The following is a 14,727-nucleotide window of genomic DNA, read 5'->3' as shown; positions in this document are numbered from 1 at the left end:
GGCCAGTCCGCGCGCGATGGCCAGCTCCGTGATGTACGGGACCGGGTCGCCCGGCGCCAGCAGCGCGGCCTTGCGGCACGCCTCCCGCGCCTCGGGAAGGGCGGGACATCCCCCTGCGGGCGCTCGGGTGCGGCGCGGCCTGCGACTAGGGTTCCCGTATGAAGCTCCGACTGCCCCGGCGCCGCCGCAGCCGCCTGATCGCGGGCGCCGCCGCGCTCGCCGTCGTCGCGGGAGCCGGTACGTGGACCGCCGCGGCCGCGGCCGGCGACGCGCCGGCCGTACACCGCGAGGACCGCGTACTGGACATGCCCGGCGCCGGCATCGACACCTCGTACTTCACCTCGGGTGGCGGGGAGGACGGCGGGGGGAAACGGCCCGCCGTGCTCCTCGGGCACGGCTTCGGCGGCAGCAAGGACGACGTCCGGGCCCAGGCCGAGCAACTGGCCCGTGACGGGTACGCCGTCCTGACCTGGTCGGCCCGCGGATTCGGCCGCTCCGGCGGAGCGATCGGGCTCAACGACCCGGAACACGAGGTCAAGGACGTCTCGCGGCTCGTCGACTGGCTCGCGACCCGGCCCGGGGTACGCCTCGACGCGGCCGGCGATCCGCGTGTCGGCGTGTCCGGTGCCTCCTACGGCGGGGCGGTGTCGCTGCTGGCCGCCGGGTACGACGCGCGGGTCGACGCGATCGCCCCGCAGATCACCTTTTGGAACCTCGCCGACTCGCTCTTCCCCGGGGACGTCTTCAAGAAGCTGTGGGCGGGGATCTTCTTCACCACCGGTTCCGCCGAAGGACTGCAACAGTCCCAGGGGGCACCCGACCAGCAGGCACCGGCCGGGCAGGCGCCCTCTCGGCAGCAGCCGGCCGGGCAGGACGCGGCCCCGGGCGGAACCAAGGCCGCGGACCCCGCGGCCGCTCCCGGCTGCGGCCGGTTCCAGCCCGAGCTGTGCGCGATGTACGAGCGGGTCGCGGTGGCGGGCAAGCCCGACGCCGAGGCCCGGGCCCTGCTGGAGGGGCGCAGCCCCTCCGCCGTCGGCGGCCGGATCAAGGTGCCGACGCTGATCGTCCAGGGCCAGGACGACTCGCTGTTCCCGCTGGACCAGGCCGACGCCATGGCCACGGCCATCGCGGCGAACGGCGCGCCCGTCTCGGTGGACTGGGCGGCCGGCGGCCACGACGGCGGGATGCGGGAGGCCGGCCGGGCGAACGCGCGGGTGGCCGCCTGGTTCGACCGCTACCTGAAGGACGACGAGGGCGCGGACACCGGTCCGGCGTTCCGCGTCTCGCGCTCCGGCGGCATCGACTCCACCGACGGGCAGGTGACGCTGCGCGGCGCGACGGGCGGCCGCTACCCGGGGCTCACGTCGGGTCCGGAGCGGTTCGCCCTGTCCGGGCGCGAGCAGAGCTTCGCCAATCCGGCGGGCGGCGCGCCGCCCGCGCTGTCCTCGCTGCCGGGCATCGGCGGTCAGCTCGCGGCCTTCGGGGCGGGGCTGTCCCTGGACTTCCCGGGGCAGAACGCGCGGTTCGAATCGGAGCCGCTGGCCAAGGACGTGACGATCACCGGAACCCCGACCGTCACCCTGAACGTGAGGTCGACGGCTGCCGACGGATCGGCCGTCCTGTTCGGCAAGGTGTACGACGTGGGGCCGGACGGCCGACAGCAGGTTCTGCCCAGTCAGCTCGTCGCCCCCGTCCGGGTGGAGGACGCCGGGCAGGGCCGGGCCGTCGAGCTGCGGCTGCCCGCGATCGACCACGCGGTCGAGGCGGGGCACCGGCTGCGCCTGGTGGTCGCCGCGACCGACCTCGGCTACGCGACCCCGGCGGCGCCCGCCGTGTACACGGTCACCGCCGAGGGGCCGCTGACCGTTCCCGTCGCCGCGGGGGTGCGCACCGCCTCGTCCGGACTGCCCGCCTGGACATGGGGGCTCCCGCTGGGCGCGGCCGTACTGGCCGCGGCGCTGCTCGGGATCCGACGGACCGGCGGCCGGAGCGGTGGTGGCGGTCGAGGCGGGGCTCCGGCTCCGGACCCCGCGCTGGCCGGCGTACCGCTGGAGATCACCGGGCTGACCAAGAGGTACGCGAAGGCCCAGGACCGGTACGCGGTGCGGGACCTGTCGTTCCGGGTGGAGAAGGGCCAGGTGCTGGGCCTGCTCGGGCCCAACGGCGCCGGCAAGACCACCACCCTGCGGATGCTGATGGGCCTCATCTCCCCGGACGCCGGTGAGATCCGGGTGTTCGGGCACGCGGTGCGCGCCGGGGCGCCGGTACTGTCCCGGGTCGGCGCCTTCGTCGAGGGAGCGGGCTTCCTGCCGCACCTGACGGGCCGCGCCAACCTGGAGCTGTACTGGCAGGCCACCGGCCGGCCCGCCGAGGACTCACAGATGGCGGAGGCCCTGGAGATCGCGGGCCTCGGCGACGCGCTGGAGCGTGCGGTACGCACGTACTCGCAGGGCATGCGCCAGCGGCTCGCCATCGCGCAGGCCATGCTCGGCATGCCGGACCTGCTGATCCTCGACGAGCCGACGAACGGTCTGGACCCGCCGCAGATCCGGGAGATGCGGGACGTGATGATCCGCTACGCGGCCGGCGGGCGGACGGTCATCGTCTCCAGCCACCTGTTGTCGGAGGTGGAGCAGTCCTGCACGCACCTGGTCGTCATGGACCGCGGCCGGCTCGTCCAGGCGGGCGAGGTCGCGGAGATCACCGGCGGCGGGGACACCCTGCTGGTGACGCTGGCGGGACCGGTGGACGAGGTGGCCGTCGAGAAGGTGGCGGCCCTGGAGGGAGTGGGTTCGGTGGTGGCCGCCGACGACGGGCTGCTGGTGGGGCTCGAAGGCGCGACGGCCGCGGAGCTGATCGCCGAACTCGTACGGCTGGAGGTGCCGGTGTCCGGAGTGGGTCCGCACCGCCGGCTGGAGGACGCGTTCCTGACGCTGATCGGAGGTTCGGCATGAGTGCCGTCCAGGAGACCGCGCCCGGCTACCGGCCCGGCCGGACCCTGCCGCTGCGGGTGGAGGCGCAGCGTCAGTGGCGCCGGCGGCGGACGCTGGTGATGGGCGGGGTGCTCGCCGCACTCCCCTTCATCATGATCGTCGCGTTCGCCGTGGGCGGCGGGCCGGACGACGGTCCGGGCGGCGGCAACGGCCGGATCACCCTGATCGACACGGCCACCGCCTCGGGCGCGAACTTCGCCGCGACCTGCCTGTTCGTCTCGGCGGGCTTCCTGCTGGTGGTGCCGGTGGCGCTGTTCTGCGGGGACACGGTGGCCTCGGAGGCGAGCTGGTCCTCGCTGCGCTACCTGCTGGCCTCACCGGTACCGCGGGCCCGGCTGCTGTGGAGCAAGCTCGTGGTGGCGCTCGGCTTCAGCCTGGCGGCGATGGTGCTGCTGCCGGTGGTGGCGCTGGCGGCGGGCACGGCCGCGTACGGCTGGGGGCCGCTGAAGCTGCCCACGGGCGGGTCCCTGGCGGCCTCGGAGACGGTGCCGCGGCTCGCGCTGGCGGTCGCCTTCATCTTCGTGTCGCAGCTGGTCACGGCGGGGCTGGCGTTCTGGTTGTCCACCCGGACGGACGCGCCGCTGGGTGCGGTGGGCGGCGCGGTCGGGCTGACGATCGTCGGCAACGTGCTGGACGCGGTGACGGCGCTCGGGTCATGGCGGGAGTTCCTCCCGGCGCACTGGCAGTTCGCCTGGGCGGACGCGCTGCAGCCGCAGCTGGAGTGGGGCGGGATGGTCAAGGGGACCGCGGTGTCGGTGTCCTACGCGCTGGTGCTGTTCGCCCTGGCCTTCCGGGGTTTCTCCCGCAAGGACATCACGTCCTGAGCGGGAGGGCCCCGGGACGGCGGGGCCGGGGCGGACGGGGCCGGGGCGGGCGGGCCCCGGTCCGTCACGGCAGGACGCGTACGGGTGCGCCGTCGAGGAACGCCGCGATGTTCTCGACGGCTTCGCCGTAGTACGTGGCGTAGTTGGCCCGCGTCACGTAGCCGAGGTGCGGCGTGGCCAGCAGCCGTGGGGCGGTGCGCAGCGGGTGGTCCTCCGGCAGCGGCTCGGTGTCGTAGACGTCGAGGCCGGCTCCGGCGATCCGGCCGGCGTGCAGGGCGTCGAGGAGCGCGTCCTGGTCGACGATGGCCGCGCGTGAGGTGTTGACCAGGTAGGCGGCCGGCCGCATCAGGGCGAGTTCGGGTGCGCCGATCAGGCCACGGGTGCGGTCGCCGAGGGCGAGGTGGACCGAGACGAAGTCGCTGTCCGCCAGGAGTTCCTCCTTGGATCCGGCGCGGCGCACGCCGACCTCCGCGGCCCGTTCGTCCGTGAGGTTGCGGCTCCAGGCCACCACGTCCATGCCGAAGGCGAGCCCGACCCGGGCGACCCGGCCGCCGATCCTGCCGAGGCCGAGGAGTCCGAGCCGGCGGCCGTGCAGGTCGGCGCCGAGGGTGCTCTGCCAGGGGCCGCCGGTGCGCAGGGCGGTGTTCTCGGGGACGAGGCCCCGGGCCAGGCCGAGCAGCAGCGCCCAGGTCAGTTCGACGGGCGGGGTGCCTGAGCTGGCCGTGCCGCAGACGGTGACCCCGCCCCGCGCGGCGGCGGCGTAGTCGATCACCGAGTTCCGCATGCCGCTGGCGACGAGCAGCGCGAGGCGGGGCAGCCGGTCGAGCAGGGAGGCCGGGAAGGGCTGGCGTTCGCGCAGGGTGACGACGATGTCGAAGTCGGCCAGGCGTGCGGCGAGCCGGTCCTCGTCGGAGAGATGGTCCGTGAACGTCACGACCTCCACCCGGTCGGCGAGCGGGCTCCAGTCGGCCAGGGTGGTCGCGGCGTCCTGGTAGTCGTCGAGCACGGCGCAGCGCAGCGGGCCGTGCCCGGCGGAGGGGGTGCGGTTCACGCCGGGGCGCCCGGTGCCACGGCGTCGATCTCGGCGAGCAGTTCGGCGTCCAGCGGCCGGTCGGCGACGGCCGCGTTGGCCCGCACCTGCTCGGGCGAGGTGGCTCCCGCGATGACGGAGGCGCAGCCGGGCCGCGCGGAGAGCCAGCCGACGGCGAGTTCGAGCACGCTGCGCCCGTGCGTCTCCGCGAGCGCGGCCAGGGCTTCGACCACGTCGAGGCGTTCCTCGGTGAGGTAGCCGTCGCGGCCTTCGAGGCGCGAGCCGGCCGGGACGGGCGCGCCGCGGCGGATCTTGCCCGTCAGGAGGCCGTTGGCGAGGGGGAAGTAGGGCAGGACGCCGACGCCGTAGTGCAGGGCGGCGGGGACGAGCTCGCGTTCGGCGGAGCGCTGCAGGAGGGACCACTCGTTCTGCGCCGACACGAAGGGCGCCGCGCCCGTTTCGCGGGCGACGTGGGCGGCCTCGGCGAGCTGCCAGCCGCTGAAGTTGGAGTGGCCGATGTAGCGCACCTTGCCCTCGGCGACGAGTTCGGTGAGGGCGGCGAGGGTCTCGGCGACGGGCGTGGCCGGGTCGGGGCTGTGCAACTGGTAGAGGTCGATGTGGTCGGTGTCCAGGCGGCGCAGCGACTCCTCGACGGCCCGCCGGACGTAGGCCCGGCCGCCGCGCGAGCCCGCGGCGGGCCCGTACTCCATGTCCATGCCCGCGAAGCCGAACTTGGTGGCGAGCACGACCTGGTCGCGGCGGCCCTTGAGGGCCTGGCCGAGGTGGCGTTCCGAACCGCCGCCCCCGCCGTAGATGTCGGCGGTGTCCAGGAGGGTGATGCCCGCGTCGAGGGCGGCGTCGACGACGGCGCGGGTGGCCTGGGCGTCGAGGCGGCCGCCGAAGTTGTTGCAGCCCAGTCCGACGGCGGAGACCTTCAGGCCCGAACTGCCCAGGGGGAGATAGCGCATGGGTTCCGTTGCTCCGCTCTCGTGAGGTCACGTGATCACCGCGAAGTTACCCCACCCGCGCCTTGACGATCAGAACGACTGAGGTGAGGCCCGTGCCGCCGCCCACCGCGCGGTGGCACGGGCCTTCCGGGCCGCCGGCCTGGGCGGACGGCCCTACGCGGTGGCCCGGTCGCGCGCCCCGGGCTGAGCGGGGCTCCGCCCGGAGTCTCCCACCGGGGGCTACCGCAGGCGGGCCGCGCCGGCCGAGGGGGCCGCCGTCGTGATGCGGGGCGGTGCGTGGCCCGCCCCGCGGAAGGCCCCGGTCACCGCCCGGGCCACTTCCGGCTCCGCGTCCGCGTCGATCAGGGCCAGCGCCGAGCCGCCGAACCCGCCGCCCGTCATCCGGGAGCCGTACGCCCCCGCAGCGTTGGCGGCGGCCACCGCGAGGTCCAGCTCCGGGCAGGACACCTCGTAGTCGTCGCGCAGGGAGGCGTGCCCCTCGGTCAGCAGCGGGCCGGCCTCCCGGAACGCGCCGGAGCGCAGCAGCTCCACGATCCGTACGACCCGTTCGTTCTCGGTGACGACGTGCCGGACGCGCTTGCGGTGGAGCGGATCGGCGAGACCCGCCAGCGCCTGTTCCAGTTCCTCGTACGGCAGGTCGCGCAGGGCCGGCACGCCGAGGACCGCCGCCGCCTCGTGGCACGAGGACCGGCGCCGCGCGTACGCCCCGTCGGCCAGGGCGTGCTTGACCCGGGTGTCGATGACGAGCAGGCGCAGGCCCGCCGCCGCGCAGTCGAAGGGGATGTGCCGCTGTTCGAGACTGCGGGTGTCCAGGTGCAGGGCGTGCCCGTCGGTCGCACAGGCCGAGGCCGTCTGGTCCATGACCCCGCACGGGACCCCGACGTACGCGTTCTCGGCCCGCCGGGCGAGCGCCGCCAGTTCGGGGCGGGTGAGCGCGAGCCCGTACAGGTCGGCGAGGGCCAGCCCGACGGCCACTTCCAGGGCCGCCGAGGACGAGAGGCCGGCCCCGGTCGGGACGTCGGACCGGACGTGGAGGTCGGCGCCGCCCCCGACCGGAAGGCCCGCGTCCCGCAGGGCCCACACCACCCCCGCCGGGTACGCCGCCCAGCTCGCGGCCCCCGGCGGTGGGTGCGCGGGATCGAGTGCGGCGATGTCGAGGGACACCACACCGGAGGGGGCGTCGGCCGAGTGGAGTCTCAGGAGCCCGTCACCGCGCCGGGCGGCGGCGGCCTCCGTGCGCTGCGGGAGCGCGAAGGGCAGGACGAAACCGTCGTTGTAGTCGGTGTGTTCGCCGATCAGGTTCACGCGCCCCGGGGCCGCCCAGACCCCCTCGGGCGGGTACCCGTACAGCTCCCGGAACTCCCGCGCCGTCGCGTTCACCGGCTCGCCACCTCCCGCAGGCGGGCGGCCGCGTCCTCGGGCCGGACGTCGTTCATGTATGCCTCCATGCCGGATTCGGTCCCGGCGAGGTACTTGAGCTTGTCCGCGGTGCGGCGGACCGTGAACAGCTCCAGGTGGAGCGCGAAGTCGGCGCGTCCCCCGCCCGTCGGGGCCTGGTGCCAGGCGGAGACGTACGGGGTCGGTTCGGGCCGGTCGAAGAGCCGGTCGAAGCGGCGCAGCAGTTCCAGGTAGACGCGGGGGAACTCGGCGCGGGCCTCGGCGCCGAGGGCGGGCAGGTCGGGGACCCGGCGGTTCGGGTAGAGGTGGACCTCGTACGGCCAGCGGGCCGCGTACGGCACGAAGGCGGTCCAGTGCTCCCCGGCCAGCACGATCCGCGACCCGTCGGCGCGTTCGCCGGCCAGGACCTCGTCGAAGAGGTTGCCGCCGGTGCGGGAGCGGTGCTCCTCGACGGTGGCCCGCATCCGGGTGGTGCGCGGGGTGACGAACGGGAAGGCGTAGATCTGGCCGTGCGGGTGGGCGAGGGTGACGCCGATCTCGGCGCCCCGGTTCTCGAAGCAGTAGACCTGGCGGACGCCCTCGCGGGCGGACAGCTCGGCGGTGCGGTCGGTCCAGGCGGCGAGCACCAGGGCGGCCCGGCGCTCGTCGAGTTCGGCGAAGGAGGTCAGGTGCTCGGGTGTGAAGCAGATGACCTCGCAGCGGCCCGTGTCCCCGGTGAGGGAGGGGAAACGGTTCTCGAAGACGGCCACCTCGTAGTCGGGCGCCGGGATCTCGCTCGCGCGTCCGCCGGTGGAGGGGCACAGCGGGCACGCGTCGGCGGGCGGGTGGTAGGTACGGCCCTGCCGGTGCGAGGCGATGACCACCTCGTCGCCGAGCAGCGGGTCGCGGCGGACCTCGGAGGCGCTCGCGGGGGCGCCGAGGGGGCGGGTGTCGGGGAAGGCGCGGGCAGCGCCCTCGTCGGTGTCGTAGTAGAGGATCTCGCGGCCGTCGGCGAGACGGGCGCTCGTGCGCTTCACGTGCGGGGCTTCTCTCATTGGAGGGTGACGACCTTGGTGCGGCCGAGGTCGGGCCGGTCGCACAGCGGCAGTTCGGTGCCGGGGCGTTCGAGTTCGAGGACGATGATCTCGTTCTCGCCGGCGTGCCAGAGCGGTCCGGGAGCGTAGAGGGTGCGTTGCGGGCCGCGCGGGGTGTCGTAGTGGCCGAGGAGGAATCCGTTCAGCCAGACCAGCCCGGTGCCCCAGCCCGAGACGTCGACGAAGGCGTCGGCGGGGGCGCCGGGGGCGTGGAGGTAGCGGTGGAAGACCGGCTGGCCTACGGCGGCGCCGGGTCCGGCCGGGCCCGCGGACCAGTCGAGCGTGGTCGGGTCGGTCAGGGGCAGCGGGCGGATCTCCCATTCGAACAGCTGCTGGTGGCCGTGGCGCACCCCGCGCCAGATGCCCTTGCGGTCGTCGAGGAGCGGCCCGTAGTTGACCCGTCCTTGGGCACGTACGAGTACGTCGAGGACCACGCCGCCCTCACCGACGGGCAGATCGAGGCCCTCGTCGGGCGCGTTGCGGTCGAGCACGCCGAGCCGGACCCCGTCGGCGAAGACGTACGCGCGGTCACCGAGGCCGTCGATCCTGACGGGCATCGCGGGGCGCGGGCCGGTGATCGTGGTGCGGTAGTGGATCAGGCCGTGGCTCTGGCCGAGCCGCTCCATGGACTCGGGGGCGGCCCGCCGCACGGGCGGTCCGGCGAGGCGGTCGAGCGCGGCGAGCAGCGGCGCGGAGCCGGCGGGTGCGGCGAGGGCGGGGACGATGCGGGGCAGCGGCTCGGGCAGCGGCTCGTCGGGCAGGGGCAGGTACTTGCCGATGACCTCACGGAACGCGTGGAACTTGGGGGTGAGTTCGCCGGCCTCCCCGATGGGCGCGTCGTAGTCGTAGCTGGTGACGGTGGGCTCGTAGCCGGCCTCGCCGGGGCGGGATCCGGTGTGGTTGGCGCCGGCCCAGAAGCCGAAGTTGGTGCCGCCGTGCGCCATGTAGAGGTTGACCGAGGCTCCGGTGGCGAGGAGTTCGTCGAGCGATCCGGCCACCTCCTCGACCTCGCGGACGTGGTGGTCATCGCCCCAGTGGTCGAACCAGCCGATCCAGAACTCCATGGCGGCGAGCGGGCCGGTGCGCTGGTAGCGGCGCAGGGCGTCGAGGCGTTCGGCGGGCCGGGCGCCGAAGGTGGCGGTGGCGAGGCGGCCGGGGACCATCCCGCCCTGGAGCATGGCGTCCTCGGGGCCGTCCGCCGTGAACAGCAGGCAGTCGACGCCGCGTTCGACGAGTGCCCGCTCCACGTGGGCGCGGTAGCGGGTGTCGTCGCCGTACGAGCCGTACTCGTTCTCTATCTGTACGGCGACCACCGGGCCGCCGCGGCTCGCGAGCAGGGGCAGCAGCTCGGGAACGACCGCGTCGAACCAGCCGTCCACCTCGGCCTCGAAGCGCGGGTCGGAACAGCGCAGGTGCAGGCCGTCGACGGCGAGGAGCCGCGCGGGCAGGCCGCCGAAATCCCATTCGGCGCAGATGTAGGGGCCGGGGCGCACGATGGCGTCGAGGCCGGCGTCCCGGGCGAGGCGCAGGAAGCGGGCGAGGTCGCGCGGGCCGGTGAAGTCCGCCTCGCCGGGAGCCGTCTCGTGGAAGTTCCAGGGGACGTAGGTGTCGACGGTGTTCACGCCCAGGGCGCGCAGCCGGCGCAGCCTGTCCTCCCACAGGTCCGGATGGACCCGGAAGTAGTGCAGGGCCCCGGAGACGATCCGGTGGGGCCGGCCTGCGCGCCGGAATCCGTCCTGGTCGTGCGTGAGCATGCGCTGACTCCCGGGAGAGATCGAGATGTCGTGAAGAGCGGGCGCCCTCGAATATATGAACGCTCCGACCGCACCGTCAATGACCAATTGATCAGATTCGATCGAATCGATCGAATCACATGTCTATGATGTCACCGGACGCCCGCGCACCCTGTACCACCCGCCCCCACGCTCCACCCACTCGCGCCCCATCCACACCCACCCGCACACACCAGCCCACGCGCCCACGCGTACCCGTACGTCCCGCCCGTACCCGTACGCGTACGCTCCGACTCCCGGATCAGCCGAACGTGACCGCGCAGACAGCAGGGGGACACTTGAGACCGCACGTAGACCGGCGCCAGGCCCGCGTACTCACCCTCGTCCGGGCGCGCGGCAGTGTCCGCGTGGCGGACCTGGCCCAGGAACTCGGCATCTCCCCCGTCACCCTGCGGCGGGACATCGAGGCGATGACCGCCCGGGGCGAGATCCAGCGCATGCACGGGGTGATCAGCCGGGTGGACCCGGCGCACGGTCCGGCCGCCCCCCGGGCGGGAGCGTCGGTCCCGGCCACCGCCACCGCCCGGGGCGCCGCGGGCCCCGGCGGCGGGGAAGGGCTCGTGGTCGGGATGGTGGTGCCCACGACCGAGTACTACTACGCGGAAGTCGTCCGCGGCGCGCGCGAAGCGGTCGAGGCGCGCGGCGCCCGGCTGACCGTGGGGCTCACCCGCTACCTGCCGGGCGAGGACCGGACCCAGGCGGACCGACTGGTGTCGACCGGAGCGCACGGGCTGCTGCTGACACCGGACTGGGAGGCCGGGTCGCCGGGCCCCGGGGAAGGCGGCTGGGTCGCGGAACTCCCGGTTCCGACGGTCCTGGTGGAACGCTGGGCACCGCCCGGGCATCCGGCGGCGGCGCTGGACCGGGTGGCGTCGGACCACGCCCACGGCGCGGCGCGGGCCGTGCAGCACCTGGCGGGACTGGGCCACCGGCGGATCGCACTGGCCAGCCGGACCACCCCGACGACGGCGCGGCTGCGGACCGGGTACGAGGCCGCGGTGGCCGCGCTCGGACTGGATCCGGCCCCGCCGTGGCCCGCTGCCGGACCGGCTCCCTTGTCGGAAGCCGACCTCTTCGCCCGGACCCTGGACTACCTGTGCGACGCGGTGACCGCGGGCGGGGTGACGGCGGCGCTGATCCACAGCGACACGGACGCGATCATGCTGATCCCCCGGCTCACGGCGCGCGGCGTTCGGGTGCCGGAGGACCTGGCGGTGATCACGTACGACGACGAGGTGGCCGGAATGGCCGACGTCCCGCTCACGGCGGTGGCACCCGCCAAGCACGAGGTCGGCGCCCGGGCCGCCGGGCTGCTCCTGGACCGGCTCTCGGGCGGGGAGCCGGAGGACGGTCCGCGTCTGCATCTGGAACTCCTCCCGGGGCTGACCGTCCGCCCCTGACGGCGCGGCGGCGCCCGCGAAGCGATCGTTTCGATCGAACCGGCCCCACAGGCGGGTCCGGGGCCGGTCAAGGCGGTGATTCCCGTCGGCACCCTCCCCCGGAACGGTGCGCCGCAGCGGCCGTCACCACCCCGGAGCGGTGCGCCCGGCGAAGCCGCCGACCCGGAACGGCAGGCCCCGGCCGTAGCGGCGAAACCGCGGCGGAACACCCCGAAGCAGGCACGAACCCACGGCGGCACCAGCCGAGGCACGAAACCGCAAGGGTCCGGCCCCGTGGAGGCAGAAAACCACAGGGACCCGGACCGGCGGAGGTCCAAAACCGCGGGAGCCCGGACCAGCGGAGGTACGAAGCCGCGTGCAATGGTCCCGGCGCACCGCCCCAACGGGAGCGGAAACCCCGGCGCAACCGTGAAACGGGAGCAGGACGCCCGACCCGGCCTGGCCCGCTGGCCCCGCGGGCCCCCTGGCACCCCGTGGCCCCCGACCCCGCGTACGCGGAAACGCCGTGGGGCCGGCTCCGGGAAAGGAGTCGGCCCCACGGCGTACGACAAGAAGCGATCACGCGGTTTGGTGGCAGGGGCGGCAGGATTCGAACCTGCGACCTTCGGTTTTGGAGACCGGCGCTCTGACCAGCTGAGCTACACCCCTTCGGTGGGACCAACCATGACACGGCACGGCCTGAAGATCCACTGTTTTCTGCGGTCAACCGGGTGGAAATCCGTCGGCGAGCCGTCCGCCGGACGCCTTGAGCCAGGCGATCAGCTCGGCGTCCTCACTGGTCAGAGCGATGTCGAGCGGCGTCATCCCGTCATGGCCGATCCAGTTGAGGTCCGCCCCTTGAGACAGCAGGTATCGCGCAGTGGACAGCTGGCCGCCGTGACAAGCCGCCCAGAAGCCACGCGTGACGTCCTCGGAAGAGGCCCCGGACTCCAGGAGACCGGCGATCCGGTCGAGGAGCCCGAGGGCGGCGGCTTCCTGGAGGCCGGGGCGGGCACCGTGGTCGAGGAGTCGGCGCGCCGCCCGCCACTGGCCGAAGCCGCAGGCGTCGGTGAGCGGGGTACCGCCGCCGAGGACCGCACCCGGGGCCTCGATGTCGGCTCCGGCGGCGACGAGGGCGTCGACGGCGTGCACGTCGTCGTTGCTGGCGGCCCAGTGCAACGGCGTCTCGGCGTGGGCTCCCACGAACCGGGCCCCCGGGTCGGCGCCGGCCGCCACGAGGGTGCGGATGACCTCGGCGGTGTGCGGGTGGTGGCCGGGCCAGTCGGTCGCGATGTGCAGGAGGCTTCGCTCGCCGGCCGCCTCGCCACGCCGGACGATCCGCGCGGTCGCGAGCGCCGGGTGGGCGTTCAGGAGACGCCGCAGCGCGGGCAGGTCGCCGCCACGGATCGCGGCCATGACCGACAGGGCGAGCGGGTCGTCGGATTCCAGGGACTGGGGCTGCATGGGGCGTCCTCCCGGGGCTGGCGACCAGCCTACGAGTCCGCCGGGTCCACCGCACGCGCCACCCCGCCCCCGATCGCCGAAGAGCCACCGGAGGGCTGGCGAAGAACCGGCGAAGAACCGGCGGAATGCCGGCCTAAGGATGCAAGACGGCCGCCGGACGACCACTGGAGAGCCAACAGACGGCCGCCCGGAAAGCCGCCCGGAAACGGTCCGTCGGGGCCACCACCGCCACCCCAGCGGCCCGTGGGGGGCGTTGGCCGGTCCTGTCCGCGCAGCACCGAGTTTCGGCCGCCCCCTTGACCACTCTGGTCCAGACCAATAGTTTCCGGCATGCACCGCGCACGCGCTCACGCCCCAATCCCCGCATCCGCAAAGGAAGCCCATGCGCCGCAGCATGCTCGGCAGACTGGCCGTCGCCGCCTGCTCCCTCTCCCTGCTGACCGCCTTCGCACCCTCCGCCGGTGCGCAGGGCGACGGGGCGGACGGACACCACCGCTCGTACAAGAAGGTCGGCTACTTCACCCAATGGGGCATCTACGGCCGGGACTTCCAGGTCCAGGACCTCGATGCGAACGGCTCCGCCGGCAAGCTCACCCACATCAATTACGCCTTCGGCAACGTCAGCGCCGACGGCAAGTGCTTCACGGGCAACGTTCCCGGTGAGGCCGACGCGTGGGCCGACTACTCCCGGCCCCTGGACGCCGCGAACTCCGTGGACGGCGTGGCGGACACCTGGGACCAGCCGCTCGCCGGGAACTTCAACCAGCTGCGCGAACTGAAGGCCAAGCACCCGGGCCTCAAGGCCCTGATCTCGCTGGGCGGTTGGAGCTGGTCCACGCATTTCTCGGACGCCGCGCTGACGCCCGCCTCCCGCAAGGCCCTCGTGACCTCCTGCATCGACCTCTACATCAAGGGGAACCTGCCGCAGGACGGCGCCCGCGGCGGTGCGGGTGCCGCGGCCGGCGTGTTCGACGGGATCGACCTCGACTGGGAGTGGCCCGGTTCGGCCGGAGACGCGGACACCAAGTTCCGGCCGGAGGACAAGGCCAACTTCACCGCGCTCGTCAAGGAGTTCCGCACCCAGCTCGACGCGCTGGCCAAGAGCCAGAAGAGGAAGACGAAGTACGAGCTGACGGCCTACGTCCCGACGGCGACGGCCAAGATCGACGCGGGCTTCGACGTCCGCCGGATCATGCGCGACTTCGACTTCGTGAACCTCCAGGGCTACGACTTCCACGTCTCCGGCGAGGCGACCACCGCCCAGCAGTCCGCGCTCCGCGCCCGGAACGACTTCAGCGTCGCCGGCACGGTCGAGGCATGGAAGCGGCGCGGTGCCCCCGCGCACAAGCTGGTGGTGGGCATGCCGTTCTACGGGCAGGGCTGGACCGGCGTCAGCGGCGGCGGGGACGGCATGGGCCAGCCGGCCACCGGCCCGGCCCCGGCCACCTGGGCCGCCGGGTACGAGGACTACAAGGAGCTGAAGAAGCTCGCGGACTCGGGGTCGTACCAGGTGCACCGCGACCGTCGGGGCGGCCATGCCTGGCTGTTCGACGGCACCACGCTGTGGACGTACGACGACCCGCAGGTGCTGCGCGCGAAGACCGCGTACGTCCGTGAAGAGGGCCTGGGCGGCGCGATGTTCTGGTCGCTGGACGCGGACACCTCCGACGGCGAGCTGATCACCGCCGTGGACCGCGGCCTGCGCGGCCGCTGACCGGGCTCCCCTCGCGGGACCCCACCAGACCGGCGCCGCCGGGCCGCGGACATCGATCCGGCCCGGCGGCGTCACACCACGTAGCGCACCG

General features: G+C 74.1%; 10 protein-coding genes and 1 tRNA gene. 4 read left to right on the top strand and 7 right to left on the bottom strand.

Going from position 1 to position 14,727, the window contains the following annotated elements; genetic code table 11:
* The first annotated feature begins 158 nt into the window (after positions 1-158).
* Together ABT106_RS26360 and ABT106_RS26355 are read left to right on the top strand one after the other, a co-directional pair.
* Positions 159-2,954, top strand: a complete 2,796-nt coding sequence (locus ABT106_RS26360) for an alpha/beta fold hydrolase (RefSeq protein WP_351281953.1) — start codon at positions 159-161, stop codon at positions 2,952-2,954.
* Entirely contained in the window at positions 2,951-3,817 is an 867-nt protein-coding gene (locus ABT106_RS26355) for an ABC transporter permease (protein WP_351281950.1), read from the top strand. Before ABT106_RS26360 ends, ABT106_RS26355 begins: the two co-directional genes overlap by 4 nt.
* Before the next feature lie 64 nt (positions 3,818-3,881).
* Here the strand turns inward: ABT106_RS26355 and ABT106_RS26350 are convergent, their stop codons facing one another.
* The 5 genes from ABT106_RS26350 to ABT106_RS26330 all read right to left on the bottom strand — a co-directional run bounded on the left by ABT106_RS26350 (position 3,882) and on the right by ABT106_RS26330 (position 10,040).
* Entirely contained in the window at positions 3,882-4,868 is a 987-nt protein-coding gene (locus ABT106_RS26350) for a D-2-hydroxyacid dehydrogenase family protein (protein ID WP_351281948.1), read from the bottom strand.
* Positions 4,865-5,815: an aldo/keto reductase gene (locus ABT106_RS26345; protein ID WP_351281945.1), complete on the bottom strand. Its 951-nt coding sequence runs from the start codon at positions 5,813-5,815 to the stop codon at positions 4,865-4,867. Before ABT106_RS26345 ends, ABT106_RS26350 begins: the two co-directional genes overlap by 4 nt.
* 219 nt (positions 5,816-6,034) lie before the next feature.
* Complete coding sequence (gene galK / locus ABT106_RS26340; protein ID WP_351281943.1) at positions 6,035-7,195, bottom strand: galactokinase; 1,161 nt, start codon at positions 7,193-7,195, stop codon at positions 6,035-6,037.
* A complete protein-coding gene (gene galT, locus ABT106_RS26335) occupies positions 7,192-8,229 on the bottom strand; it encodes a galactose-1-phosphate uridylyltransferase (protein ID WP_351281941.1) in 1,038 nt (345 codons plus the stop codon). The genes galK and galT overlap by 4 nt, the downstream gene beginning before the upstream one ends.
* A 14-nt stretch (positions 8,230-8,243) precedes the next feature.
* Positions 8,244-10,040: a glycoside hydrolase family 35 protein gene (locus tag ABT106_RS26330; protein ID WP_351281939.1), complete on the bottom strand. Its 1,797-nt coding sequence runs from the start codon at positions 10,038-10,040 to the stop codon at positions 8,244-8,246.
* Positions 10,041-10,357: 317 nt separating this feature from the next.
* On the opposite strand from ABT106_RS26330, the gene ABT106_RS26325 reads away from it, so the two are divergent.
* Positions 10,358-11,479 (top strand): substrate-binding domain-containing protein, encoded by a 1,122-nt coding sequence (locus ABT106_RS26325; RefSeq protein WP_351281937.1) that lies wholly within the window; start codon positions 10,358-10,360, stop codon positions 11,477-11,479.
* 571 nt (positions 11,480-12,050) lie between these two features.
* Here ABT106_RS26325 and ABT106_RS26320 read toward each other — a convergent pair.
* Positions 12,051-12,127: transfer RNA gene (locus tag ABT106_RS26320), tRNA-Trp, on the bottom strand.
* Between the two features lie 54 nt (positions 12,128-12,181).
* A complete protein-coding gene (locus ABT106_RS26315; RefSeq protein WP_351281934.1) occupies positions 12,182-12,922 on the bottom strand; it encodes an ankyrin repeat domain-containing protein in 741 nt (246 codons plus the stop codon).
* A 382-nt stretch (positions 12,923-13,304) separates the two neighbouring features.
* On the opposite strand from ABT106_RS26315, the gene ABT106_RS26310 reads away from it, so the two are divergent.
* A complete protein-coding gene (locus ABT106_RS26310) occupies positions 13,305-14,636 on the top strand; it encodes a glycoside hydrolase family 18 protein (RefSeq protein ID WP_351281932.1) in 1,332 nt (443 codons plus the stop codon).
* The last annotated feature ends 91 nt before the right edge of the window (positions 14,637-14,727 follow it).

This window comes from Streptomyces sp. NPDC002044 (assembly GCF_040296725.1).
GTDB classification, from domain to species: domain Bacteria; phylum Actinomycetota; class Actinomycetes; order Streptomycetales; family Streptomycetaceae; genus Streptomyces; species Streptomyces antarcticus.
This window is presented reverse-complemented; position numbering and strand designations above follow the sequence as displayed.